This window comes from Dethiosulfovibrio faecalis (genome assembly GCF_021568795.1).
GTDB lineage: Bacteria > Synergistota > Synergistia > Synergistales > Dethiosulfovibrionaceae > Dethiosulfovibrio > Dethiosulfovibrio faecalis.
The window spans coordinates 240996-267164 of record NZ_JAKGUE010000002.1; the positions used below are offsets into that span (position 1 = coordinate 240996).

Genomic DNA, 26169 nt, shown 5'->3' on the forward strand with positions numbered 1-26169 from the left:
GGTGCTTTAGCGATATCCCATCGAAAAAGCAGGGACTCCGATTTTAATCGGAGTCCCTGCTTTTTGTGATTTAAAAAATATTTAGTTTAAGGATCAGTTTTTCCAGAAGCTCCAGACCTATGGGCAGAGCCTTCTCGTCGAAGTCGAATCGATCGTTATGGTGTCCTGCGGCGGTGGTCGCTCCCAGTCCGATATACGTGGCCAGACCTCCCTTGCTTTGCACCCTCTGCATCATCCAGCAGGCGTCGTCGCTTCCGGCCATCCTGCGGAATCTCTCGGCTGAGGATACGCCGGGGACGCTTTCAGCCGCTTGGACCACCAGATCGGCCAGTTCCGGGTCGCTTTCCGCTACTATGGATTCTCCCCGTTTTGCTATGGAAATACCTACGTCGTACATGGTGGCCGCTCCGGAGAGGACTTCCATCGCTCTGTCGTAGACGTAGTTTGCTATGTCATTGGTCTCTCCTCTGGTCTCTATCTTCATGTGAGCTTTGGGAGGTACTACGTTTCTTCCCTCTCCGGCGTTGAGGACTCCTACGTTGAGCCTGGTTATCCCTCCCGAGTGGGGAGCTATGGCATGGAGGTTCAGAGCCGCTGTCGCCGCCGCGAGGAGCGCGTTTTTCCCCTTCTCCGGCTCTCCTCCTGCGTGGCCCCCGGAGCCGGTGTAGTCCACGTCGAATTTGGTGGTGCAGAGGAACCCTTTTACCCCTCCGAAGATCGTTCCCGTTGGCTGGCCAAGTCCCAGATGGAGGGCCACGAATCGGTCCACGTCGTCCAGAAGTCCCGATTGGGTCATGGCGTACCCTCCTCGGACTCCTTCCTCTGCCGGCTGGAAGAGCAGCCGTATCTTGCCCGAAAGATTTTCCCTCTGGGCGGTCAGGGTTTCGGCCAAGGCCAGTCCGAGGGCTGTGTGTCCGTCGTGTCCGCAGGCGTGCATCCATCCGGGGTTTTGGGATCGGAAGTTCTCCTGGACCGGAAGATGATCCGATGCGGAGGACTCGTCGGTGTCGACGCAGTCTATGTCGAATCTCAGGGCGGTGGTGGGGCCCGGGCGCCCTGTGTTCAGCTCCGCGCTCAGGCCGGTGTATCCTCCGGTCCTCTTCACCATGGACGGATCGGCTCCCTGAGATATCGCCCGTTCCATCTCGGCCTCGGGGTCTATGGTTCTTCCCATGACCGTTTCTGGGTCAATGAAGTCTCCTCCGAATTGGATTTCCCAGCCGAGGGATTCCATCACAGTGGCGACGGCGGCGGTCGTCCTGAACTCGGCCCATCCCGTCTCCGGATAGCGATGGAAGTCCCTGCGCCTTTCGATCATACGGGAGAGGATCTCTTTTTTAGCCGTTGTCATTTTATGTCCTCCAAAGGCGCCTCCAAGAGGTCAACGGCGCTCTGTACCAGATAGCTTACCCCCAAGGGAAAGCTCTTCGGGTCGGGCAAAAATTTATCGTTGTGCAGTGCCGGCATGTCTTCCGGGGAAACTCCCTCGGGGCGGCATCCGAGCCAGGCGAAGGTAGCTGGGGTCTTCAACGTATAGAAGGCGAAGTCCTCGCCTCCGGGAGGAACCGGCAGAGGGGGCAGCACGCCGTCTTCGGGGAGGATCTTCCCCGCCGCGTTTCTGCATATCTCGACTATCTCAGGGTGATTAATGGTGGAGGGGTAGCCCTTCTGGTAGTCGATCTCCACCTCTGCTCCCATAGCCTTTGCCGCATGGGTGGCGGTTCTCTCTATCCATTGAGGTAGCTTTTCGTGAATCTCCTTATTGAAGCATCTCACCGTGCCGTCGTAGTCCACCCTGCTGGGCACTATGTTATAGCGGTCCCCTCCGTGGACAGTCCCCAGGGTTATGACAGCCGCCTCGTGAGGGTTTACGTTTCTGGAGACTATGGTCTGTAGCGCCATGACGACCGATGATCCTGCGACTATGGCGTCCACTCCCTGGTTGGGCATGGATCCGTGGCAGGATTTGCCCGTCACGGTCAGTTTGAGGTGATCGGACGAGGCCGATACCGCTCCGGACTGTATTCCCATCGTGCCGGTCGCCAGGGTCGGCCATACGTGAATGCCTATTATTGCGTTGACCTTGGGGTTTTCGAGAGCTCCATCCTCTATCATTCCCTGAGCCCCTCCTCGAGGAGTCATCTCCTCGGCGGGCTGGAACACGAATTTAACCGCTCCCGCCATATCGTCCTTCATGGAGCAGAGCACTTCCGCCGCGGTCAGGAGCATGGCGGTGTGGGAGTCGTGTCCGCAGGCGTGCATGATCCCAGGGTTTTCGGAGGCGAAGGGGGCTCCCGTCTCCTCCTGAATGTTCAAGGCGTCTATGTCTGCCCTGAGAGCCACCACCGGTCCGGGACGGTTGCCCTTTAGGAGGGCGGTTAGACCGTGTCCCCCAACTCCTTTTTTGATCTCGTCCATTGGCAGTTTCTCGAGTATCTGGGCTATGTATGCCGCAGTTTTTTCCTCCTGGTAGCTGAGTTCAGGGTGACGGTGTATGTGGCGGTAATGGTCCATGCAGCGTTCTCTTGTGGCCTCGATCAGTTCCTTTATCCTATCTGTAGTCGATTTCATATGAGTTCCCTCCTTTGATCCTTGCCTTCGTCACTATATCACAGTATCGACAGGGGGTTCCATACAAAAAGGGCCTCCTCAGGAGGCCCTTTTTGTCTTTTTTGGAGCGTTTACAGGTATCCGGCCTGTGCGAGTAGCTCTTTGGCCTTTTCCATGTGTTTGCCCGGCAGTTTGACCACCGGTCCGGTGCATCCCATGGACGATTCCGCATAGATCTTGTTTTTCCAGAGTTCTCTTACGGCATCCTCTATGGAGAGAACATCCACTCCGTGGATTTCCTCATCGGTAGGCTCTGCCGGAGGCGCTACTACTTCCTCGGAGCATTCCGGCTTGGGGAGTATGCCCTTTATTATGTCCTCGAGTCCGGCTTTCTTCGCCGCGGCGACCTCGGAAGCGACCTTTTCCGAGTGTCCTCCCTTGGCGACCTCCGCGTTGTATGCTACCGCGTTGGCTATGACGGGAGCTCCGGATGCCCTGGAGATGATGGATATTACCTTGCTCCATCCCCCTCCTGCGGAGGGACCGTAACCCCATCCGAGGGCCTCGTAGGATCCTCCTGTGTTGAAGGAGGAGAACATCTTCATCAGGACGTTGCCCGTGAGGGTGTCGCATACGCAGACGTCCACCGCTCCGGCCAGTATGTCGTTGCCCCTTAGGACCGATCCTCCGTCGGCTCTTAGGCTCTCTCCGAAGGTGATGTCGTAACCGTTTCCCTTGAGCTTGTTGAGGGCCTTGAATACCAGCTGGGCTCCCTCTACGTTCAGTATTCCCACCGTAGGGTTGGTCTTGCCCATGGCCTTGGCCGTGGCTATGCCGTAGATGGCGTTTCTTATCATGGCCTCGACCCTGTTTATGGCGGACGTGCCGGTGGAGGAGGCTACTATCATGTCCTTGCCCTTCGCCGGGGTCAGTACCCTCCCGATGGTGGTAACCCCCATGGGAAAGGGATAGTGGAGCGCCACCGCTCCGGCTATGGTTCCGTCGGATATGGCGGCTTCCATTGCCTTGGAGATGTCGGCGTCGCAGGGATCGGTCTCTATCCACTGAAGATCGTCGTATCCCTCGACCTTGGGGCCTATCATGACCACCTGAACGCCCTGGTTGTTCTGCTGAGCCAGCCTTCCGCCTATGGCGAGCTCCTCCGGGCCGTGCTCGCTTCCGTGAGCCATCAGTCCAACCTTTACCCTAGGACCGCCGGTGCGGGCCGCCTCGATTATTTCCGAAAGGGCTCCGCCGATCAGTTTTTTAACGTCAGACATAGGTTATACCCCTTCCTGCTTACTTCGTCAGGGAATCGGAGATCTCGGAGAGGGCCTCCAGAAGTATGTTCTTGACGTCGTCCTTGCTCACCGCCGCCACGGAATCGGCAGAGGCGGGCGTCTCTATCAGGAAGGACGCTCCGTCGGCCAGGTTGGTCAGTCTGGCGAGGAAAAGGCTTCCTTTTCCTATTATCATGGCCCTCTTTATCTTCCCGTCTTTTATCCATTCGGCTGCCTGGCCGATGAAGGGCGCTCCGGCAGGGATATGTCCCTGGGTGTGAGCGAATCCGGGGAGTCCCTTCTCCTTGACGAAGTTCATCATGTCGGCCTTCTCTATGGATTTCTTCATGACGGCAAGAGCAGCGATCATCTTTATGTTTGCCATGGGAACGTCTCCCGCTCCGGCAGGCAGGGTGATCTCCGGTATGTGGAGCTCAGCCCCGAACTTATCGACGTCGGCCAGGTCGAGACCGACCTTCTGGAGGGGCTCCCAGGTAAGAGCCTGGGTTACGGCCTGAGGAGAGGCTCCTGCTCCGACTGTGTGCTTGCCTATGGCGTCTAGACGCATCTCCGGGCTGACTCCGTCGCAGGGGGTGATCAAAACGGCGAAGCTTCCGAGACAGTCCTCCAGGGCGGGAAGCTCCTTCTTAACGTGGTCCTTGCTGTTCATGTACAGTTTGGGAACCGCTCCTCCGGCGAGGACGACCACGTTGGATCGAGCTTCCGCGGCGACCTGGGACGCTCCGGCTATCATGGCGTTGACCGGTCCGGCACAGAATCCTCTGACGTCGCATCCGCTGGCGTTTTTACAGCCCACTATCTCGGCTATGGCCTTGGCGAAGTTTCCTCCGGCCCTCTGGCACATATCTCCGGCTCCCTCTTCGGAGCACTCTATTACGAAGTCTACGTCCTCGGCCTTCATACCTGTGTTCTGCAGAAGGTGTAGGAGAGATAGTACCGCGCTGGCCTTGCTGGCGATGTTCTCCAAAAGGACATGGGCGCTGAGGTTCTCGTCGACCTCGTGTCCCTTTCTGACGCAGCCAACGATCTTACCGCCGAAATAGAGTGGAAGGGCTCCGTGCTTCTCGTCGCAGTCGGCCTCTATCTCCGCTCCGTCTTTGCCTTCCTCCAGGCGGGCCAGCATGGATTCGGTCATGAACTTGTGGTTAGAGAGTTTTTCCTTAACCGATGCGGCGAAGTTCTTCTCGATCCATACGAGGTCGAAGACATCGCATATGTCCATTAGTCCGATGAACTCGTCCTCGGGCATTATCTCTCCGAACTTTCCGTAGCGGTCGGCGCCGGAAAGGCGGTTTTCGTACATGGGTTTGGCCTGATTCTCCAGGTCCTCGAGGGGAAGGGTGCCTATGTAGGCCATGTTGGGGGCGTAGTCCTTGGCCTGCTCGAAGCTCTGGGCGTGCTCAGGGAGCTTCTTGAGGTAATCGGTCTCGCCGTGAGAATGGCGCTCGACGTGGGGAGTGTTGCCGTAGTGGAGTCCCAGCTCGGGGGTGTGCTGGAGACAGTAAGCTGATCCTTTGATTGCGACACGTGACATGACAGAAAACGACCTCCTTGAATATATCTCTAATCTCACGACGAGAGGGGTCGGAACTCCCTACCCCTCTCGTCTTTCGCGCTACTATTATAGTATAGACCGCCAAAAAATGGTGATCGATTTCATAACTTAAAGTCTCCGAACCGGAGACACCTGTGCTTTAGCCTCAGGTGGCGCAGGAATGGGCGGTTGGAAGTTTGAATGCCTTCCAGCCCTTCTCGATTCCACCCTCAAGGTAGGAAGCGTCGAAGCCCTTTCCCTTGAGTTCTTCTGCAATGGTCTTGGAGGTCTCTCCGTCTCCGCATACGACCAGTATCTTCTCGTCCTTGGGAAGGTCCTCGGAGCACTCGACCACCTCGTCGGAAGGTATGTTGAAGGCGTTCTTTATGTGAGCGTCTGCGTATTGCTCCGCCTCTCTGACGTCCACTATGAACGTGCCTTCCTGTTTCATAAGTTTGCAGAATTCCTTGGTGTTTACTGCCGTCATTTCTAAAACCTCCTGTCAGATCTCTTCGAGGAATATTCCTCTGGGTGTAGCGACACGGCAAGATTCTACACCAATATGGAATGGAAGGCACCCACTCTAAAGGGGGAGAGCTGGATCGCTCTCCCCCTGACATGCTTTTTTTTACAGTCTTCCCTCTTTTTCTTCCCTTAAAAGACCCTTGTAGAGGCAGTAGCAGGCCAACACCATGATGACGGCGAACGGGGGAGCGGCTGCCAGTGATATGGTCTGAAGGTTCTGAAGTCCTCCGGTCATCAGGAGCACGATCGCTAGAGCGGCCATGAGCACTCCCCAGATTGCCATCTTGTTCTTCGGAGGGTTCAGGTCTCCGTGAGTAGAGTACATGGACAGGACGAATGTTCCCGAGTTTGCGGAGGTCACGAAGAAGGTGGTTATGAGCACCACCATTAGCATCGACATGGCCGTTCCAAGGGGGTAGTTGGCGTACATCTCGAACACTCCGGTGGACATATCGGCCAGTATTTTCTGGGAGATCTGGACGTTTTTAGTTATCTCCAGATTCAGAGCGGAGGTTCCGAATATGGCGAACCAGGTGAAGCTTCCGAGGGCCGGGACGATGAGAACTCCGGCGACGAACTCTCGGATCGTACGACCTCTGGATATCCTGGCCACGAAGGATCCCACGAAGGGAGCCCAGGCGATCCACCAGGCCCAGTAGTACAGGGTCCAGCTGCTAAGGAATCCTTTGTACTCTCCTCCGTAAGGAGCCATGGTGAAGCTCTCGGAGACGACGTTGGAGAGGTAGTCTCCAACTCCTGTCATGAGCGACTCTATTATGGGAAGAGTCGGTCCCACCAGGAACAGGGCAAACATCAATATGCCGCATATAAGTAGATTGAAATCGGCCACTTTCTTTATGCCTTTTTCGATCCCCATCACTGCCGAACCTGTGTAGAGCACAGCCAGAATGGCTATTATGGCTATCTGTACCGTCAGGCTTTTGGGGATCCCGAACACCTGGCTGAGGCCACTGTTAAGCTGAAGGGTCCCTAGTCCAAGAGAAGTGGTTATCCCCGCCAGGGTGGCGAAGATCGCCAGGACGTCTACGGTTTTGCCGAAGGGGCCTTTTATCCCCTTTTCACCTACCAGAGGCAGGAACACGCTGCTGATGAGTCCGGGCGAGTTCTTGCGAAACTGAAAGAAGGCCAACGAGAGGGCTATGACCGAATATCCCGCCCAGGGGTGTAGCCCCCAGTGGAAGAAGGATATCCTGATGGCGTCTCTGGCGGCCTGGACCGATCCGGGCTCAGCCCCGAAAGGAACCGATCCGAAGTGGTATATAGGTTCCGCCGCTCCGTAGAAAACCAGCCCGACTCCCATACCGGCGGAGAAAAGCATGGCAAACCACGACATGGTCTTGAATTCCGGTCTCGAGTCGTCCGGACCGAGCCTGACCTTTCCGAAACGACTGGTGGCTATGAAGATGCAGAACAGGACGAACAGGTTCATCGAAAGCAGATAACCCCATCCGAATTTATCGGTCAGAACGTTGAAAAGCCCTCCTGCAAAGGCTCCGAAGCTATCGGGGGAAAACAGGCCCCAAAGAACGACTCCCATGGTTATCCCCATGGATATGACGAAGACAGAGTTGTCTTTTTTGGCACTCATTCTCTCTACTCCTTCCGTTTTTTGTTAAAAATCCCCTCGCGACACGGAGCGAGGCAAAAGGGAGAGGGATAAGGCTCCTCCCTCTCCCGGAAGGGGGGCTTCGTCAGAGTTTAGTCGGGTAGACCTTGGGTTCCTGGATCTCGTCGGTGAGAGAGTCCAGAGCGATGCCGACCCTGTGTTTCCTCAGGGCCCATTCGTCCTCGGGGCTCATCTCCGGGTCCCCGAGGGGGTAGGGGACCGACACTGTCTGTACCATCCTGTTGGATCCCACGGTCTTGGCCACGTCGATTAAGTTGCACATTACCACGACCGGGATTCCGGAGCGCTCTATCTCTTTTCCCATCGTTGCACCGCAACGAGTGCAGGTGCCTCAGGTGGAGGTCAGGACCACCGCGTCGACCCCGGCATCCTTAAGCTCCTGGGCGATCTCCTTGCCGAACTTGGCGGCGTAGGCCTGGGTTGTTCCCGTTCCTACAGTTACGTAATAGTGGTCGAACAGCTTGCCGAATTTACCCTCGCTCTCCCAGTGTCTCATGGCGTCGACCGGGACACCACGGTCGGGGACGGCGCACATGGCGGCGGGGTCGAATCCGGCGTGGATGGTCTTGAACACTCCTTCTGGGAGTTTATCCAGCTTGGATATGTCGTATTTTCCCCACTTGGTGGCGGATGCCGACTGTATCCGATCGGGGTTCTCCACCGGGACGACTCCGCTGGAGGACACCAGGGCGATGGTCGCCTTGCTCAGGTCCTTGAGAGGCGTTGCCGGAGGAATCTTGTCCATCTTGGGGATAACCAGTTCGCTGGTGAAGCTTTCCCCTCCGAGTTTCTTGATGAGCATGTCCACCACTCGGTCAGAGGCCAACCTGCCCTCCGGATGGGGCATCTCGAAACGGACTCCTCTGGGGAAGTAGCCTTCCTCCGAGGCGGGCTTGAGAGATTCTCCTTTGGCTATCTTCTCAGCGAAAGTGGCCATCTTCCCCATGTCTTCCTTCATGAAGGTGGCCTTTCTGCCGCCATGGAAGACGTAGGCCTCAGACTTGAACTGCTCTACCCCGGGATTCTCCTCGTTCATGGAGGTTATGACCGGTACGTCGAATCTCTCCTTGACGGCCTTGCATACCAGGCCACAGCCCACTCCGTATCTTCCTGCCATGAAGGCTGGTCCGGCGAAGAATATGTCGAACTCCTGCTTCTCGAGCCACGACATGATCTCTCCGAGGGCCTCGTCGGTGTGTCCGGTCACGTAGTTGTCACCGCAGACGACGGTGTGGGTAACCTCTACGTCTGGCATCATCTGGTTAAGCATGTTGGAGCATCCTACCAGCTCGGAATGGAAGCTGGGCTTGGAGTCGGCGGCTTCCTCGCCTCCGACCTGACCAAAAAACTGGTTTATGTAGTGAATTGCTTTCAGCGCCATCTTCTTCACCCCTTAAAATTCAGCGCAGGTTTTTCTGGAAAAGCCGCTGATATGGTTGCAGCAGAACATACCGTTGTTCTCCATGGTGGTCGAGCCGTCGGGTTTTACACAACCCTCCCAGCCCCCGGAGTTTCCGTCTCGGGCAAGAGCCTCCAGCTCGCCTATTACCTCCATAGGTTCTAGGTCGTAGACCTGGGATACGTTGCCGGTGGAGACCAAAGCGTCGGTCATGGGATTCATGGAGACCAAAGGCTGAGATCCACCGTCTCTACCGGTAGCCTCGTCGGAGATGCCGACGGTCTTGACCCCTATCTTCTCCAGTTCTACCAAGGCGGCGGTGTAGTCGACGTCGGGGTTGCCGTAGCCTTCCTCGGCTACTATGGCTCCGGTGGCTCCCAGGTTGTGGGCCATCTGAGCTATCATCTTGGCGCAACGGTCCTTCTCGTTCATCTTGACGTTGAGGTTCGCCATTATCACCCCGAGGAAGTTGATCGTCTTGCCGTGTTCGGCCATAAGCCTCTTGACCACCGGGTTTACTCCGAATTCGTAGGTGGAGATCTTGGAGGAGGTTGGCATGAAGCTGCCGGATATCATGCAGCCGTCCAGAAGCTCGTTGGGATGCATAAAGGTGGGCAGCATGTGGTTGCCGTCCCAGCCGTAGATGAGGGTGTTATATCCCATGGCCTCCATCTGGGTCTGAGGCTGAAGGACGTAGACGACTCCGGGAAGGGAATCGATCTCGGCGGTTCTGTCCGTCACGGCCGGAAGGTCGAAAACCTCGACGTCCTCGGGCTCCATCTCCTTGACGCACTGACCGATGTACTCGGCGAGCTTCATCCCACCCCATCGGAGGGCCTTGTTCTTCTTCTGCTGCTCGAACCTCTCGAAATTCTCGTCGGTGTCCGCTACTAGGACGAGGTTGACCATGTCTCCGAAGATGGTCTGATCCTGGTATTTCCCGCCCATGTCGATAACGCCGTCCTGGAATCCGCCCATATGCTCTCCTACTACTATGAGGCTGCATCCCTTGAGGGCGTGGGTCCTGCCGTGGCCCGCTTGGCCCATGGGAGATGTGACCCCGGGGAATATCCCCTGGCTCTTCCCGGAGACCTTGCATCTCATCTCAATGGCCTCCTTGACGGGGCAGAGTCGCACCATCTCTCCGGGCTTGACTACCCTGAGATCCGCGGTGGTGATCCCCGGTTCCTCCTCCTTCACGTAGCTCAACAGCTCCTCCTTGTCGACGGTGAGAACTCCGTCGGCGTAGGAGGTGTTGTCTCCGAAGACGATGTCTTTCACGTGGAAATTACCCATCTCAAGTCTCATTGACGTGACTCTCCTTTTCCTCGGTCTTCTGCAGGATCTCTACGATGTCCTTCCTGTCAGAGCCTCCTCAAACCACTTTAGAGCGGTTCGTTATAGCTACCAAAAGTTATGTCTTTAACTATCGTAACGTCGTTACGGTTATAATTATGATCTAGGTTTCACGTCTGGACTATCGAGGTATCCGTGAATCACAGGTAACGAAAAACGTGAGCCTCCGATCACGTTTTTCGTGGTCGGAGGCTCACGTAGCTGTCATCCCAGGTCTATGAGGCCTTCTCTTATGGCGAATCGGGTCAGTTCGGCTATGTTTCCGCAGTCCAGTTTTTCCATTATCCTTCTCCTGTGGGTGTCCACAGTGTTCTTGCTGATGTGGAGGGAGGAGGCCACCTCCTTGGTGCTGGACCCCTTAGCCAGAAGCGAAAGCACCTCTCTTTCCCTGTCGGACAGCAGCGAGGCTTGTGACGGAATCGCCGTGTCCAGCAACTTGAGGTAGTCCTTCATCAGTATGGAAGCTATCTTTGGGCTCAGGTAGGTCTCTCCGGAGGATACTATGTGTATGGCTCTTATCAGCTCCTCCGAGCTGCCCTCCTTGAGGGCGTATCCCGATGCTCCCGCCTTCAGTATCTCCGCTATGAGCCTCTTGTCGGCGTGCATTGAGAGGGCCAATATCTTGACGTCTTCCAAGGAGGACTTTATCCTTCTTGAGGCCTCTATGCCGTTCATCTTCGGCATGGTGACGTCCATGACTACCACGTCGGGATGGTGCTGTAGCGTGAGCTCCAGGGCCTCCTGTCCCGTCCTGGCCAGAGCCAGCACGTCCAGGTCCTCCTCTCTGGAGAGTATGTCCCTGACTCCCTCCAGAAACAGCTCGTGATCGTCAGCTATTATGAGCGGTATCAAGAGGCTCGCCTCTCTCTCCGTGAGACGGCATGTTTAGAGGTGCCGTCATAGCTACAGTGGCTCCCTTGCCTGGTTCGGAGATTATCTGTATAGATCCCCCTATGGGGTGAAGTCTCTCCCTGATGCTGAAGAGCCCGAACCCATCCAGCTTTCCCCATTTGAAGGTGAAGGGAGAGGGGAAGCCTATCCCGTCGTCCTCTACGACGACCTGTATCTTTCCCGGGCCTCTGTGGACTCTTATCGATACGTGGGATGCCTTGGCGTGTTTGATGACGTTTATGAGCAGTTCTCTGGTCATCTGATATAGGAGGACGCATATCCTGTCGTCTGCCTGGTGTACGAGGTTTCCCCCCTGGAAGTCGTAGCTTATTCCCTGAGGGGCCAAGAGGTGTTCTGCCAGAGATTCCAAGGCCGGGTTGAGGCCTATATCGTAGAGGGTTGGGGGGCTCACCTGGAATATCAGTTCCCTGCTCTGGGCTATGACAGTCTCCACCGATTCTATGGCGTTGTCTAACTCCTCTTTGGAGCAGCCTCTTTCCCTGAGGGACTGTAGCTTATGGAGCAGAGTCACTAGAGAGTGTCCTATAGAATCGTGTATCTGTCCGGCTATGGATCTTCTCGTCTTCTCTTCCGACAATGTCAGTTGAGCTGCCAATTCACGGAGCTCCTCCCTGTAGTCCAGGAGCTCTTTCTGTTTTTCCCTCAGTTTTTCGTCCGATTTTTTCCATCTCGTACGGTCCAGGAATATCACCGATACCCGATCCGGCAGAATCGGAAAGGCTATGGCCTCCAGGTACTTGCCTATGGAGGCGCAGTAGCTTTCGCAGTGCACCGATCCCTCCGTATTGAGACATTTCATGATGATGTCGTGCCAACAGGGTTCCACGTCGGGCCATACCTCCAGGAACGTCTTGCCGACTATGTCCTCTTTGGGTGTCCCCATTACCTCTTCGTAGGCCGGATTCACATCGATGAATCGAACCTTCCCCGCCTCCACCTCGTAGAGGGAGATCGGGTCGAAGGTTCTCTCGAAAAATATCCTGTAGGATAGCTCATCCAGCCCTTTTTCCTGTCTTTTCATGCGGGTCTCCATCCCCTTCCAGTATAATCATACGGGATTCTTCTCGATGTTACCATCCGAAAAGCCGCGGCAATAGATACACAGCTTAGGAGGGACTTGGATTATGGGTGTTAGTTTGGTATGTACCGGATGTGGCAAGCAGGTCGACGACGAAAAAGCGTTTCGTTGTCCCGGTTGTGACGGTCCGCTGGAGCTACCGGAGATCGTCGGGAGCAGACCGGGCCCCTGGGTTCCCGGAGAGACCCTGATAGAGCGATACAAGGACTTTTTCCCTTTCGCAAACGGAAGGGCCGATCTCTCCTTGGGAGAGGGTTTCACCCCTTTGGTAAGGCTCGACGGACTTGGAAAAAGAATGGGGCTTTCTTCCTTGTTGGGAAAAAACGAGGGGGCGAATCCGACCTGGTCCTTCAAGGACAGGGGAACCCTTGCAGGGGTCGTACATGCCTTGGAGTCTGGGTACAGCAGGATAGGCACGGTATCCACCGGTAATATGGCCGCCTCCGTGGCGGCATACGGAGCCAAGGCCGGACTGGAGACGGTCATCTTGGTCGGAAGAGGTCTTCCCAGGGAGAAATTGGGGCCGATCGCCATGTACGGTGCCAGGTTAATAAAGGTGGATGGAGACTACGGTAGGCTCTATTACGAAAGCCTCAGGCTCGCCAAGGACAGGGATATAGCCTTCATAAACTCGGATGCCCCATTCCGGGTGGCCGGATCGAGGACCATCGCCTACGAGATATGCGAACAGTTGAACTTTACCGTGCCCGACTGGGTGTTGATACCTGTGAGTGCGGGAGGAAACTTCAGAGGAATAGCCAGGGGTTTCAGGGAATTTTTCCTATCCGGCCTGATAGACAGGGTGCCTAGGCTTATGGCGGTTCAGGCCGACGGCTGTTCTCCGGTCGTAAGGGCCTTCGAGGAGGGAAGTCCAAAGGTCGGCAGGTTTGACTCTCCCCACACAGTGGCCCATGCCATAGAGAATCCCTTTCCTCCCAGCGGCAACGAGGTCCTTCGCCTCGTCAGAGAGAACGGATGGAGCTGCCGGGCTGTCTCGGAGGATTCCATACTGGATGCCCAGAGGGAGCTGGCGATGGAGGGTTTGTTCGTGCAGCCTGCCTCGGCGGTCTCCTTGGCTGCCTTGAAGGATGCCGTCAGAGACGGTCTGGTCGAGTCAGGCCAGTCCGCAGCACTGGTGTTGACCGGAAGCGGCCTCAAATATACGGCGGTGTTCGGACAGCACGATCTGACCTGGGAGGAAAGCACCCTGGAAAATCTGGGAAACGCTTTGGACCGACGGTAAAACGATCGGCGAGGACGGAAATCACACCTCCGTCCTCGCCGATTATCGGTCTCTATCTCCTATTTACGGGAGAACGTGACCTTGTACTCTCCGTTTTGTTCCTCCCAGGTTGCCGACCATCCCTTGCTCTTACCGAACCTCTCGACGTTGTTTCTGGCCGTCTCCGTGTCCACCAGGATGGACACTACGTCAGAGGATGCCTTGTCCAGGGCCTTTTTTGTCTCCAGGACAGGCTGAGGGCAGGAAAGCCCTCTGGCGTCCACCGTAGTCTCCGAAGCCATATCGAGATCCCTCCTCAGTCCAATTTCTGGCGCATCATAAAGCCGATTGCCAGACAGAATATCATCCCTACTACCCAAGCTCCCGGTGCGTAGGGGGTTATGCCGTTAGGTGAGCTGGCCAGGGAGAAGTTGTGGGCTATCCCCGCTCCGGCTATCATGCCCAGTACGAAGACCGCTGCGTCTCCGTCTCCCTCTCCACTCATGATGAGCTGCCTACCGGGACACCCTCCGGCGAGGGTGAAACACAGACCGGCCAGAACCATCCCGAGGAAGTTCCAAAGGCCGTTCGTATGGGCCACAGGCTGACCGGCAAAGCCCGGTTTGAACAGTCCCAGTGCGTAGTTAGTCGCGACCGCGGCGATCAAGAGGGCTATTATACCGTTGAACAGGTGGGAGTCCTTCAGCATGAAAAGGTCTCGGACCGAGCCGACCGTGCAGAATCGGCTTCTCTGGGCCAGCCACCCTATGGCCAAACCCACTGCCATAGAGACCACCCAAGGAGCGTACATCGATCCTGGCCCCTTGGCGGAGAAGAATATCGGGCCCGAACCTTCCGCCCCGAATTTAGGGGCTATCAGGAGAAGAGCCAAAAGCCCAAGGGCCATCAGGGGCATCATCAGTCCCGAGCCCCTCTCTTCCGAGTGGCTTCTTCCCAGGCTGAACCCCCTCCAGAGGAAGAATATGCCTATCCCTATGCCTACGAAAAGACCGGCCAGCCCAAACAGGGCGTTCCAGTCTCCTCCTGCCAGTCTGAGATAACCTCTCCAGGGACATCCCAGGAAGATCAGGGCCCCTATCATGGCGAACATCCCCAGGAAGAATCGGACCACCGGAGACGAACCGGATCTGGGTCTGTATTCTCCAAAGGCTATGGCGGAGAGGAAGGCTCCCAATATTATCCCCATTATCTCCGGTCTGAGATACTGGACCACTCCGGCCCTGTGCAGTCCTAGGGCACCGGCTATGTCCCTCTCGAAACAGGCTACGCATATACCCATATTGCCCGGATTTCCCCAGTGGACCAACAGAGGAGCCAGAACCCCTACGGCGATTCCCGCTACGATAGGACCCATCCTGGACAACAGGATCCTGTCCAAACCTTTCATATCGACGAACACCTCTTCTTTCGACTTGAATTGTCCCTAGAAACGACACGGATAAAAGCTGAAACGAAATACTAAACGACGGTATCAGAGGATATTTATTACCTCCTTTATAGGGCTTATTCTTTGAAATTATAGATCAGGCGAGGGAATTGTTCAACCCGATCCTTGCCTACCTTCAGGGGTGGCGTTATCATGACCTAGATAAAGGTTGGGAGGTGTGTGTCATACGCTGTTTAGCCACTTTCGACGTTACCAGCATGGCTATAATGTTCGAGCGGCTTTTTCGCAAAAAGGGCCTCAACGTCAAGGTCGTTCCGGTGCCCAGAAGTCTTTCGTCGAGCTGTGGGTTGGCCTGCGAATATCCTTGCGATGACGAGCAGGAAATACGATCCATCTGTGCCGATAGGGATATCGACGTTATCGGTTGGCATCGTCTGGACTGAAGGGATTGATAGATAGAGATGTTGGACAGAAGGTTGATAGAGGAGATGCGTAACACCGCCGGGGCAAGCGATCTGGAGGGAGCTCAGGCTGCTGCTGCTGTGTACGAAAGGATGTTGTCCATGAAGGAAGGCCAGTCCATGACGGTCCAGTTCGAGCCGGGAGAGGATTTTTCGATAAAGTGTGTTCCCGGTGGCTATGATATAGGCTGATGGCCAGGGATAAGAAACGCAGAGTTCCCCTGGCGGAGGAGCTTCCCACAGGGGAGGATGCCTTTGCCGAGGCCGCTGCCTCTCTGGGATTCGACGCTCGTTTCGAGAATGATTCCCTTTCGGGCGATAAGGAGTTACCCAAAGATGATTCTCCCTCCGACATCTCGGATTTCCTGAAAGGAAGAAAGGCTGGGCTCAGAATAGAGAGAAAGGGTCGACGGGGAAAGACGGTGACCCTGGTTGAGGGACTGGGCTTGGACGATGTCTCTCTGAAGTCGGTGGCCAAAGAGCTGAGAAAAGCCCTGGGCTGCGGATCCTCCGTTGAGGATTCCAGAGTGGTGCTTCAGGGAGACAACCGGGAACGAGCTGGTCGTTGGCTATCGGACCGAGGCGTTCGGGTTAGAGTTTGACGCCGCTGCGTCGAGGAGGGTTCATACGAATGGTAAAGTACGACTTGAACGACGTTAAATTGAACGAGATGGAGGAGGCCGCACGACGGTGTTCCGGGTTGGCAGTGTCCATGGTGGCCAGGGCCAAGAGCGGTCATCCGGCGGGATCCCTGTCGAGCATGAAGCTCTACCTGGCGGCCTACGACGTTGCGGATTTGACCCCGGAAAACTGCGACGGAACCGACAGAGACTACGTGGTGATAAGTCACGGACATACCTCCCCGGCGGCCTACGCGGTGTTGGCCCATAACGGTTTCGTGGACCCCCTAGAGGCTGTCGCCGATTTCAGACGGTGCGGCAGCGCCTTTCAGGGACACGTGGAGAGAGCCATCCCGGGAATCGACTGGGGCAGCGGCAACCTCGGACAGGGACTCTCCGCCGGCGTCGGTTACGGATTGGCCCTTAAGAAGAGGGGGCTCGACCGTCACGTCTACGTCCTCATGGGAGACGGGGAGCAGCCCAAGGGACAGCTAGCCGAGGCCAGACGAATAGCGGTGGCCCACGGCATAAAGGACATAACCGTTCTGGTGGACATGAACGATATCCAGATATCCGGCAGGACAGAGGATGTCATGCCGGTAAACGTCGAGGACCTCTGGAAGGCCGACGGCTGGGCCGTATTGAAGGCAGACGGCCACGACTTCCGTTCGATCTACCGTGCCATGGAAAAGGCTCAGGGCATGGACGTTCCGGCGGTCATCCTGTGCAGTACCGTGATGGGCAAGGGCGTCTCCTTCATGGAGGACCGTCCGGACTACCACGGCAAGGCCGCCACCGGAGATCTGTACCGTCAGGCGATGGAGGAGCTAGGTCAGCCCGATATCCTTGTCGAGGCCGCCTCTTTGGGCGACCAGGTTCACTATAGGGGAAGATCGGTGGAGGTTCCCGCAGTGTCCGTAGATACCGGGTCTCCAAGGACCTACGGAATAGAGGAAAAGGTGGATAACCGCTCCGGATTCGGCAATGCCCTGGCCGATCTGGGATCGCTTAACTGTGGCGTGGAGGGCCGGACTCCCATACTGGTTTTCGACTGCGATCTGGCAGGGTCGGTCAAGACGGCCTCTTTCGCCAAGGTCTGTCCTGATGGCTTCGTCCAGTGCGGCATACAGGAGCACTCCACCGCCACCGTGGCCGGGGCCGCAAGCTGCTGCGGAGTTATCCCCGTATGGGCCGATTTTGGGGTTTTCGGCCTTGCCGAGGCCTACAACCAGCAGAGGCTCAACGACATAAACCACGGCAACCTGAAGCTGGCACTGACCCATGTGGGACTGGACGTGGGAGAGGACGGCATGACCCATCAGTGCATAGACTACGTGTCTCTTCTGGCCAATACCTTCGGATGGAAGCTCGTGGTGCCCTCCGACCCCAACCAGGCGGATCGGGCCACCAGATGGGCTTTGGCCGAGAGGGGCAACGTGTGTCTAGCCATGGGACGCAGCACTCTGCACCCCCTGTCGGACGGCAAGGGCAATCCCTTCTTCGGGGGAGGCGAGGCTTTCCGATACGGCGATGCACATCTTCTGAGAGACGGCGACGACTGTACCGTTCTAGCCCTGGGAGCCATGGCGTCGAAGGCTATGGAGGCGGCGGATCGTCTGTCCGACAAGGGGATTGAGGTCAAGGTCTATGCCGTGTCCTGCCCTCTGGAGGTGGACATGGATGCCCTGAAGGACGCCTGTTCCACCGGGAAGGTGATAGCCCTGGAGGACCACTGTGCCAGGACCGGCATGGGCTCGATATGGTCTTCCGCAGCGGCCGAGGCCGGCCTGACCGGACGTTGGAGCTTCATGGGAGTCAAACGTTACGGAGACTCTGGCCCCAGTTCGGACGTTTACGAGGCAATGGGACTTTCCTCCGAAGGCCTGGTGGCCGAGGTGGAGAGACTCCTTCGGGGATAGAATGGCTAAACCCATAGAGGAGGGAGACTACGTCAGGCTCTGGGCCTCTAACAAAAAAGGAGACTCTTTTCTGATCCGTCTCGCCAAAGGGGGGTCTCTGGGGAGCAGGATGGGGGCCGTCCGTCACGACGACGTACTAGCCGCAGGTTTCGGAGGCGAGGTCCTCTCTACGAAGGGAGAGAGGTTCTTCGTAGTGAGGCCTACCGTCTCCGATTTCTGCCGAAAGATACACAGGGTCACCCAGGTGGTCTATCCGAAGGACGCCGGAGTTCTGATCACCTCGTTGGACATCCGGCCCGGAGCCTCCGTGTTGGAATGTGGCTCCGGCTCCGGAGGCATGACGGTATTTTTCGCCCATTTCGTGGGGGCCGAGGGCAGGGTCTACAGCTACGACGTTCGGGAGGATCATCAGAAGGTCGCCATGGATAACTGTAGACGCTGGGGGGTGGACGATAGGGTCCTCTTCAGGGTCGCCGACGTGGAGGAGACGGGTTTCCAAGAAAGGGATCTGGACGCTCTGTTCCTGGACGTGCGTTGTCCCTGGAAGATCGTGGACTCCGCCGTGTCTGCCCTGGCTTCTGGAGGTCGGCTTGCCGTCTTGGTCCCCACGGTCAACCAGGTGGAGATGGTGCTGGAAAGCCTTAGGGAGGCGGGATGTGCCGATCTGGTCGTTACCGAGACCTCTCAGAGAAACTGGAAAACCAATCCCAAGAGGCTTCGTCCGGAAGATTCCATGGTCGCCCATACCGGGTTCATGGTGTTTGCCTCAACCTTGAAGGCGGGGGTGGCTCCCGATGAGTACTGGTGATGCCAAAAGAATTCTTCTCCATATATGCTGCGGTCCGGACGCCACCGTTCCCTGGCCGGAGCTGGCCTTGGAGGGGTTCGACGTCACCGGCTTCTTCTACGGTGGCAACATCCATCCGGCAGGCGAATATACCCGAAGGTTAGAGGCGGTCGAGGCCGTTGCCAGGAGTAACTCCGGAAATCTGGCTCCCTGTCGGTATCTGACCGATCCCTGGTTCGAGGCGGTGAGGGGGCTGGAGGGTGAGCCTGAGGGGGGACGGCGTTGTTCCGTCTGTTTCAGGGTTCAGCTAAAGGCGGCAGCCGAGGCCGCATCTGAGCTCGGAATCGATCGACTGACAACCACCTTGACCATAAGCCCCCACAAGGACCCCGAGTTAATAAACTCCATCGGCAGAGAAGAGGCGGATAGATTGGGCCTTCTCTGGGAGGACCGGGTATGGCGCAAGAGAGACGGGTTCCTACGGTCCGTGAGAGAGAGCCGTCGTCTCGGGGTCTATCGCCAGAATTACTGCGGATGCATATACAGCATGAGGAATCGAGATGAGTAGCATGACCGATAGGGAATACCAGGTTGGAAAACTGCCTCCGGCGGAGCTGGAGAATCAGATATTGAGATACTGCGGAGCTCCCAGACCTGAGGTCATAGTCGGTCCCGGTATCGGAGAGGACGCCGCCCTTATAGAGTGGCCCGAGGGAGCCCTTCTGACCGTATCGTCCGATCCCATAGTTGGGGCGGAGGAGGGAGCCGGACGGTATTTGGTCCACGTAAACGCCAACGACATAGCCTGTAAGGGAGGGGATCCCGCCTATCTGGTGGTGACCCTCATAGTTCCGGTCTCGATGGGAAGGGCCTTCGCCGAGAAGACCATGGCGGAGATAGATCAGGTCTGCCGTGAGATAGGAGTGGCCGTGGTCGGAGGTCATACGGAGATGACCGATCGTTACGAAAAACCGGTAGTGATGGGTACCATGATAGGGACCACCTCCTACCGCTACAGCTCTACCGATCTTGCCCCGGGAGACGGCATAATAGCCACCAAGCACATAGGACTGGAGGGTATGGCCATACTGGCCAACGATAGGCCCGACCTGCTTTCCTTCATGTCCCGGGATGAGATCACCTCGATTCGATCCTGGCTGGACGAAATATCGGTGGTGCCAGAGGCACGTAAGATCAGGCATCTGGCCAAATACATGCACGACCCCACCGAGGGTGGATTCCTGGGAGGACTCTCGGAACTGTCCAGACTCGGTCGTACCGGGGTGGACCTGTACAGGGAGAATCTGCCCTTGCACCCCTTGACCGTCAGGGCTTCGGAGGAAATAGGTTTCGATCCCCTGAAGCTTATATCCTCCGGGGTCCTCCTGGCTGTGGTCTCTGACGAAAACGTGGAGGAGTCGCTCCGTATCCTGGAATCCTGCGGTATAGCGGGGAGTCTGGTGGGCAAGATAACCGATGGAAAGGGAAATCTGGAGATCTCCACGGAGGAAGAGCTGTGGAGAGTTTTAGGCATGGCCGGGAGGCGCATCTGAATGTCGAAATTCGATCATCTGTGGAACAGGGTCGGCCGTCTTCGTAAGGAGATGGCCGTCAGGGGGCTGGACGGGGTCTTGCTCACCGACGTCGAAAGGTACGGCTGGGAAAACGTGTTCTATCTCTCCGGCTTTAGAGGAAGCTCCGCGGCGGTTCTCATAACCGATGACGACGCCGTGTTGTCCACCGACAGTCGTTATGTGTCCCAGGCGGCGGAACAGACCCCCTTTAGGGTGCTGGTCCAGAGCAAACAACAGACCATATTCGACATGATCGAGGAAATGCTTCGGAGACACTCGGTCCGTCGTTGCGGTTTCGAGGGAGAGACCCTGAGCTACGGAACTTATCGTAGGCTGTCCAGCTTTTCCGTTATCTGGGAGGATACGGACGGAATGATTCCGGCCATCCGAAGAACCAAGGACGACCTGGAGATCTCCACGATAGTGAAGGCTTGTCGAATAGCGTCGGATGCCTACGAAAGAGCCCTGAAGGACGTCTCTGTAGGTATGACCGAGCTGGAGTTCTCCAAGTGTCTGGAAGGTCATATCGTGTCCTTAGGCGGCGAGGGAGGGTGGCCCGATCACCGTTTCATAGTGGCCTCCGGGGCAAGAAGCGCTCTGCCTCACGGCACCGCGTCGGACAAGAAGCTCGCCAAAGGCGAGTGGGTCACTGTCGATTTCGGAGCGGCCTACGGCGGTTATATGTCGGATCTCACCAGGAATTTTTCCCTTGGAGAGGTGTCGGATCCGGAGTTTCTCGAGATCCACTCTCTTCTGGAGGAGGCCCACAGAGCGGGAGCGGAGGCCATAGCCCCGGGAAAGACCGGCAGAGAGGTCGACTTTGTGGCCCGTTCCATTATAGATAGGGCCGGTTACGGAGACTTCTTCGGTCATGGTCTGGGGCACGGACTCGGGGTCGAGATACACGAATCGCCTCGACTGTCTCCCAGGTCGGCCGAGATCCTATCTCCCGGAGACGTGGTGACCGTGGAGCCCGGAGTGTACATCCCTGAAAGAGGCGGTCTGAGGCTGGAGGACGACTACCTTGTGACCGAGGACGGACATCGTCGTCTTTCCTGCGATCTGCCTCAGGATTTCAGGATACTTCCTCTGTGAGATTTTGCCCCGCCGCCTCGGTAGTGTATAATCCGGTTAGAATACGTCCTAGGGGACGTAAACCAATATAAAGGGGGATATATAGGGATGAAAAAATACGTTTGCACCGTTTGTGGCTGGGAATACGATCCTGCCGTAGGCGACCCCGACAGCGGAATCGCTCCGGGAACGGCGTTTGAGGACATCCCCGACGATTGGGTCTGTCCCGAATGCGGCGTCGGCAAGGATATGTTCGAGGAGGCCTAGATCCGGCCCTGAAATTGTTTGATGAAATATTATCTGGAAGGAGTCCTATGGGCTCCTTCTCTTTTTGGGAACGATCGTTCACATTTTCGCCATGGGCTTGACAGGATTTTATCGTGATCTATAATATCATGAGGTTTTTTAAAGCGGCTGTGTGTAAAGTGGAGTTTAAAACCTTTGGAGGTGTAGATCATGAAAAAAGCATTGGTCCTATGTATGGCAGTTCTGTCTTTCTTCGCTATGTCGTCGGCGGTTTTAGCCGCCTCAGCCATGGACAAGGATACCCTTCTGGTGGGAACCGAGTCTACCTTTAAACCCTTCGAGTTCAGGAACGAGGAAAACAAGATAGTCGGTTTCGACATCGATCTGATAAATACGATCGCCGACAAGATGGGCAAGAAGGTCGAGATAGTGGACATGGCTTTCGATGCCCTCATACCGTCCCTTCTCACCGGCAAGATAGACATGATAGCGGCCGGAATGAGCGCTACCCCCGAGAGGGCCAAGAGAGTGGCCTTCTCCGACGTGTACTACACGACCCCCGACGCCTTCACCGTGAAAGAGGACAGGACCGATATAGCCTCCCTGGACGATCTGGACGGGAAAAAGGTATCGGTGCAGCTCGGGACCATCCAGGACGCCTTCGTGTCTAAACGGAAGGGGCTCGAGGTGAAGAGATACCAGAAGACCGACGACGCTTTCAGAGAGGTCCTCCTCGGCAGGGTAGACGTCGCCTGCGTGGACGGTACGGTGACTAAAGAAAACCTGAAGAACAACAAGGACTACACCGACACGCTCAAGATAGCCTTCTTCCATCCCATCTCTCAGACCGGCATGGCTCTGGCCATGAGTCTGGAGGATCCGGAGCTGAAGAAGAACGTCAACGCAGCTCTCGGAGAGGTGCTTTCCGGTCCCGCCTTCCAGGAACTCAAGGATAAATGGGGAATAGACTAGGGTTTATGGACTTCAAAATCGACAGGTTCTAGAGGAGGGCTCGGGCCCTCCTTTTTTAGTGCTCGTTTTTGGGGTAATATACTCTGGCTGGGCGATGTCGGGGCGACAGTTTTTCGCCCACAATTGGAGGAGATCTAGTGTTTGGCTTTTGCATAAAGGTGTATGGGTGTCAGATGAACGTGTACGACGGGGACAAGATAAGGACCGCAATGATCCTCAAGGGGTGGAGGGAGGTTCCCGAGACAGATGCCGACGTCGTGGTCTACGTGGGCTGCAGCATAAGGGATAAGGCGGAGCACAAGATATGGAGCGAGATGGGAAGATACCGTCCCGGTTGGGAGGGCAAAAAAGCTCCGATCGTGTGTCTCGTTGGATGTATGGCTCAAAACGTCGGAAGGGACATGATGAAGCGTTTCCCTTGGATAAGGATGATAGCCGGTCCCAGAAGCATCGGTTTCATCCCGGACGGATTGATCAGGGCTGTCTCCGGTGAGAGGGTGGACCTCCTGGACGCCAACGCCAGGGAGTTCAACGATCTCGACGTGGTTCCGATAAAGCGGGACAATCCCTGGAAGGCCTACGTTACCATAGCTCACGGTTGCGATTATTTCTGCACTTACTGTATCGTTCCCTACGTCAGAGGACGTTTCATGTCCCGAGACAGCGGGGAGATACTGGAGGAGATACGTGCATTGGTGGACGACGGCGTCAGGGAGATCTCCCTGTTGGGGCAGAACGTGGATACCTACGGTGCCGATTTCGACAGGCCCTACCGTTTCGCCGACCTCCTCAGGGACGTGGCCGAGACCGACGGCGTGGACCTGGTAAGGTTCATGACCTCCTATCCCAAGGATCTGACCGCCGATGTGGTGTCCGTCATGGCCGACTATCCTAAAATATGTCCGGGGATAAACCTTCCCATACAGTCGGGAAGCGACAGGATTTTGAAGAGTATGAACAGGCACTACTCTCTTGCCGAATACACCGAGACGGTGAGGATCATAAGGGAGGGACTGCCGGAGGTCGGCCTTACGTCGGATCTCATAGTCGGTTTCCCCGGAGAGACGGAGGAGGATTTTATGGCCTCGATGGAAGCGGTGAGGCAATTCCGTTTCGACTTGGTCCATACCGCTGCCTATTCCCCCAGGGCTGGTACCCCGGCGGCGAAAATGGAGGATCAGCTGCCGGAAGAGGAGAAGTTCCGGCGGCTTTCCGAGATAAATCGGCTCCAGTCGTCCATCGCCATGGAGATAAACGAGGCCACGGTGGGGCGACGTTACCGTATACTTATAGACGGCCCGGCACCCAAGGGCGATGGGCTCGTGCAGGGAAGGACCATGACAGATAAGGTGGTCATATGTCCCGGGGAGCCCTCGTGGGCTGGCCGTTTCGCCGATGTGAAAATAGTCAGGGCGGAGAACTGGTGTCTTCACGGCGAGATATCAGAGGTGGAGGGGCTATCATAGATTTCGGGAGGTCTTAATATGAAGGGGAAGAACCGGATTCTCCACATAGGATTGATCCTGTTGGGACTGGTGTGTTTCGGCGGCGCCGGGCTTATGATCCGCTCTTTTTCGGGACGCTGGGAAGGTATGTCCGAACCCACATCCAAGGCGGGACCGGCTCTGTCCGTGAAGGAGGCTCCCAGGGTCGAGGACGACCCAGCTCCCAGGAAAGGTCCCGAGATCTGGGTGGTCTACGTGACCGGGGCGGTCGAATCTCCCGGGGTATATCACCTTCCCAGCGGTAGCAGGGTGTACCACCTGGTGGAGTCCGCCGGAGGTATGACCTCGGGGGCCGACGACGTCGCGGTTAACCTGGCCGCTCCACTGGCCGACGGTGCCCACGTACACGTCCCTCTTCGATCGAAGGCCGTGAGGGCTCCGATCGATACCGGCCGTTCCGGAAGTTCGTCTTCGGTTACGGCTCTGTCCTATGCCGGAACTTCCTCCGGTTCCGCTTCGGCACGTTCCGGAGCGGTGAACCTCAACTCCGCTTCTTTGGAGGAGTTGCAGACCCTTCCCGGAATAGGGCCTAAAACCGCTGCGGCGATCCTGTCCTACAGGGAAAAGATTGGTCCATTTCGTTCGGTGGATGAGCTAACCAAGGTGAAAGGCATAGGTCCTAAAAAGCTGGAGACCGTCAGGGCTCTGGTCACGGTGCGTTAGATGGATCTCCTGGCGGAGGCTCCGGCCGTCCCCGTATTGCTGTCGCTTTGTCTGTTCCTCCCTTGGTCTTCAAGGCTTCCTCCCCCCGTCATGGGAGCGACAGCCGCACTTTTCACTCTGGGATCTCTGATGGTCCTGTCGGTTAAATGGGACAGAAGACGTTACGTCATGGCGGCCCTGGTGACGACGATATCCTTCGTCGTCGCCTTTTATTGTTCCGTAAGGCTGGATGAAAATTATCTATCCGGTACTATAGACACGACCGGTATCGTCGTGGCCGAGCGTAGCTGGGGCACGGGCAGGGCCATGGTGATAGATACCTCGGAGGGGCGTTTCGTCGCCAAGGTCCCCGCGATCCGTTCCCATCTCGAGGGGACCGAGTTGGATCTGTCCGGGGAGGTCGTTCCTCTGAGAGGGGCGAGAGATAAGGGAGGTTTCGACGAGAGGCTCTACTGGCTGGCCAGGGGAGTTTCGGGAGAACTGATAGTCGGGAAGTCGATAGACAGGGGCCGGACTTTCTCATTGGGATCCCTGAGATCGAACCTCAGGAGACGGATACTTCTCAGATTGCCTCCTCTCACTAGAGGTTATCTCCTGGCTTCGTTGCTGGGAGGGAAGGACCCCGACCTGGAAAGGTCTCACAGGAGATGGGGAACGGCCCATCTCCTGGCGGTCTCCGGTTTTCACGTAGGGGTGGTGGCCGCTTTGGCCTGGGTGGCTTTCAGACGGTTCCGCCTGGCCTGGTTATTCGTCTCCGCCGTCGTGTGGCTCTATGTCCTTCTGGCAGGCGGGGCGGCTAGCTCGGTCAGGGCCGCCCTGATGATACAGCTGGCGACCTTGGGACCTGCGATCGGACGACCTTCCTCCGGGGTCAACTCGGTGGCTTTGGCCGCTATAGCTCTATTGGCCTGGCGTCCCTGGTGGTTCTGGGATCTGGGGTGGCGACTGTCGGTCTCCTGTGCTCTGGTGGTGACGGCCATGGCTTCGACCAAGGGAGTCTCCACCTGGAAGAAGGCACTGGCTATGAGCCCTCTCCTATGGGTCGTAACGGCTCCTATGATAGCGGGGGCCTTCGGATCGGTATCGGCTAACGGTCTGATCCTCAATCTCGTAGCTCTGCCTGTTTTCGGGGTGCTGCTTCCCCTGGCGGTGTTCTGCTCGCTTCCCTCCCTTCTCGGTCTTCCGGGAGGAGATATATGTACTCTGATTTCCGAGGGGGCCTTCAAGCTTTGGGCTCTGGGAGCGGACTCTATCCCCTTCGTCTCCGTAGGTTGGAATCCATGGTTTCCGGCTTTGGCAGTCGGGGTGGTGACGATAGTGATGATCCTTAGATTCAGAATACCTGTCTACAGAGGCGGGGTCCTTTTGCTGGTCCTCGTATCTCTCGAGAAATTGTTGATGGATTTTTTATGAAA

At 56.7% G+C, this 26169-nt stretch carries 26 protein-coding genes; 14 read left to right on the forward strand and 12 right to left on the reverse strand.

Annotated elements, in window-relative coordinates; all coding sequences use genetic code 11:
* Window positions 1-70: 70 nt before the first annotated feature.
* From L2W58_RS03225 to L2W58_RS03270, 10 genes are all read right to left on the reverse strand, one after another.
* Window positions 71-1351, reverse strand: a complete 1281-nt coding sequence (locus L2W58_RS03225; protein ID WP_236101570.1) for an amidohydrolase — start codon at window positions 1349-1351, stop codon at window positions 71-73.
* Entirely contained in the window at window positions 1348-2571 is a 1224-nt protein-coding gene (locus tag L2W58_RS03230; protein ID WP_236101571.1) for a M20 metallopeptidase family protein, read from the reverse strand. The genes L2W58_RS03225 and L2W58_RS03230 overlap by 4 nt, the downstream gene beginning before the upstream one ends.
* A 110-nt stretch (window positions 2572-2681) precedes the next feature.
* Entirely contained in the window at window positions 2682-3830 is a 1149-nt protein-coding gene (grdD, locus tag L2W58_RS03235; RefSeq protein WP_236101572.1) for a glycine/sarcosine/betaine reductase complex component C subunit alpha, read from the reverse strand.
* 19 nt (window positions 3831-3849) lie between these two features.
* Window positions 3850-5385, reverse strand: coding sequence for a glycine/sarcosine/betaine reductase complex component C subunit beta (gene grdC, locus L2W58_RS03240; protein WP_236101573.1), 1536 nt, complete (start codon window positions 5383-5385; stop codon window positions 3850-3852).
* Window positions 5386-5551: 166 nt separating this feature from the next.
* A complete protein-coding gene (locus tag L2W58_RS03245; RefSeq protein WP_236101574.1) occupies window positions 5552-5872 on the reverse strand; it encodes a rhodanese-like domain-containing protein in 321 nt (106 codons plus the stop codon).
* 141 nt (window positions 5873-6013) lie between these two features.
* Window positions 6014-7519, reverse strand: coding sequence for a BCCT family transporter (locus tag L2W58_RS03250; RefSeq protein ID WP_236101575.1), 1506 nt, complete (start codon window positions 7517-7519; stop codon window positions 6014-6016).
* 103 nt (window positions 7520-7622) lie between these two features.
* On the reverse strand, window positions 7623-8933 hold the full coding sequence (locus L2W58_RS03255; protein ID WP_476700526.1) for a glycine/betaine/sarcosine/D-proline family reductase selenoprotein B: 1311 nt from the start codon (window positions 8931-8933) through the stop codon (window positions 7623-7625).
* Between the two features lie 18 nt (window positions 8934-8951).
* Window positions 8952-10265 carry a glycine/sarcosine/betaine reductase component B subunit gene (locus L2W58_RS03260; protein ID WP_236101577.1) on the reverse strand — a complete coding sequence of 438 codons (1314 nt, stop codon included), beginning with the start codon at window positions 10263-10265 and terminating at the stop codon, window positions 8952-8954.
* Window positions 10266-10517: 252 nt separating this feature from the next.
* A complete protein-coding gene (locus tag L2W58_RS03265) occupies window positions 10518-11165 on the reverse strand; it encodes a response regulator (protein WP_236101578.1) in 648 nt (215 codons plus the stop codon).
* Window positions 11143-12258 carry a PAS domain-containing sensor histidine kinase gene (locus L2W58_RS03270; RefSeq protein ID WP_236101579.1) on the reverse strand — a complete coding sequence of 372 codons (1116 nt, stop codon included), beginning with the start codon at window positions 12256-12258 and terminating at the stop codon, window positions 11143-11145. Before L2W58_RS03270 ends, L2W58_RS03265 begins: the two co-directional genes overlap by 23 nt.
* Window positions 12259-12349: 91 nt before the next feature.
* Here L2W58_RS03270 and thrC point away from each other — a divergent pair, with 91 nt between their 5' ends.
* The gene (gene thrC, locus L2W58_RS03275; protein WP_236101580.1) at window positions 12350-13546 is read left to right on the forward strand and encodes a threonine synthase; all 1197 of its coding nucleotides are present in this window, start codon (window positions 12350-12352) and stop codon (window positions 13544-13546) included.
* A gap of 59 nt (window positions 13547-13605) precedes the next feature.
* On the opposite strand, the gene L2W58_RS03280 is transcribed toward thrC, so the two are convergent.
* Both L2W58_RS03280 and yedE read right to left on the reverse strand, forming a co-directional pair.
* Window positions 13606-13827, reverse strand: a complete 222-nt coding sequence (locus L2W58_RS03280; RefSeq protein WP_236101581.1) for a sulfurtransferase TusA family protein — start codon at window positions 13825-13827, stop codon at window positions 13606-13608.
* Window positions 13828-13841: 14 nt separating this feature from the next.
* Window positions 13842-14933, reverse strand: a complete 1092-nt coding sequence (gene yedE, locus L2W58_RS03285; RefSeq protein ID WP_236101582.1) for a YedE family putative selenium transporter — start codon at window positions 14931-14933, stop codon at window positions 13842-13844.
* A 215-nt stretch (window positions 14934-15148) separates the two neighbouring features.
* Here yedE and L2W58_RS03290 point away from each other — a divergent pair, with 215 nt between their 5' ends.
* From L2W58_RS03290 to L2W58_RS03350, 13 genes are all read left to right on the forward strand, one after another.
* The gene (locus tag L2W58_RS03290) at window positions 15149-15376 is read left to right on the forward strand and encodes a putative Se/S carrier protein (RefSeq protein WP_338033059.1); all 228 of its coding nucleotides are present in this window, start codon (window positions 15149-15151) and stop codon (window positions 15374-15376) included.
* An 18-nt stretch (window positions 15377-15394) separates the two neighbouring features.
* A complete protein-coding gene (locus L2W58_RS03295) occupies window positions 15395-15586 on the forward strand; it encodes a hypothetical protein (RefSeq protein ID WP_236101583.1) in 192 nt (63 codons plus the stop codon).
* Window positions 15586-15996 carry a translation initiation factor gene (locus tag L2W58_RS03300; protein ID WP_236101584.1) on the forward strand — a complete coding sequence of 137 codons (411 nt, stop codon included), beginning with the start codon at window positions 15586-15588 and terminating at the stop codon, window positions 15994-15996. Before L2W58_RS03295 ends, L2W58_RS03300 begins: the two co-directional genes overlap by 1 nt.
* Window positions 15997-16025: 29 nt before the next feature.
* Window positions 16026-17933 carry a transketolase gene (locus L2W58_RS03305; protein ID WP_236101585.1) on the forward strand — a complete coding sequence of 636 codons (1908 nt, stop codon included), beginning with the start codon at window positions 16026-16028 and terminating at the stop codon, window positions 17931-17933.
* Between the two features lies 1 nt (window position 17934).
* Complete coding sequence (locus tag L2W58_RS03310; protein ID WP_236101586.1) at window positions 17935-18741, forward strand: tRNA (adenine-N1)-methyltransferase; 807 nt, start codon at window positions 17935-17937, stop codon at window positions 18739-18741.
* Entirely contained in the window at window positions 18728-19288 is a 561-nt protein-coding gene (locus L2W58_RS03315) for an epoxyqueuosine reductase QueH (protein WP_236101587.1), read from the forward strand. The genes L2W58_RS03310 and L2W58_RS03315 overlap by 14 nt, the downstream gene beginning before the upstream one ends.
* Window positions 19281-20273, forward strand: a complete 993-nt coding sequence (locus L2W58_RS03320; protein WP_236101588.1) for an AIR synthase related protein — start codon at window positions 19281-19283, stop codon at window positions 20271-20273. Before L2W58_RS03315 ends, L2W58_RS03320 begins: the two co-directional genes overlap by 8 nt.
* Window positions 20274-21389, forward strand: coding sequence for a M24 family metallopeptidase (locus L2W58_RS03325; protein ID WP_236101589.1), 1116 nt, complete (start codon window positions 20274-20276; stop codon window positions 21387-21389).
* Between the two features lie 87 nt (window positions 21390-21476).
* Window positions 21477-21635, forward strand: a complete 159-nt coding sequence (gene rd / locus L2W58_RS03330) for a rubredoxin (protein ID WP_005658603.1) — start codon at window positions 21477-21479, stop codon at window positions 21633-21635.
* Window positions 21636-21824: 189 nt separating this feature from the next.
* Window positions 21825-22586 (forward strand): transporter substrate-binding domain-containing protein, encoded by a 762-nt coding sequence (locus L2W58_RS03335; RefSeq protein WP_236101590.1) that lies wholly within the window; start codon window positions 21825-21827, stop codon window positions 22584-22586.
* Window positions 22587-22723: 137 nt separating this feature from the next.
* The gene (miaB, locus tag L2W58_RS03340; protein WP_236101591.1) at window positions 22724-24052 is read left to right on the forward strand and encodes a tRNA (N6-isopentenyl adenosine(37)-C2)-methylthiotransferase MiaB; all 1329 of its coding nucleotides are present in this window, start codon (window positions 22724-22726) and stop codon (window positions 24050-24052) included.
* Between the two features lie 18 nt (window positions 24053-24070).
* Window positions 24071-24754 (forward strand): ComEA family DNA-binding protein, encoded by a 684-nt coding sequence (locus tag L2W58_RS03345; RefSeq protein WP_236101592.1) that lies wholly within the window; start codon window positions 24071-24073, stop codon window positions 24752-24754.
* Window positions 24755-26167 carry a ComEC/Rec2 family competence protein gene (locus tag L2W58_RS03350; protein WP_236101593.1) on the forward strand — a complete coding sequence of 471 codons (1413 nt, stop codon included), beginning with the start codon at window positions 24755-24757 and terminating at the stop codon, window positions 26165-26167.
* Window positions 26168-26169 lie beyond the last annotated feature (2 nt).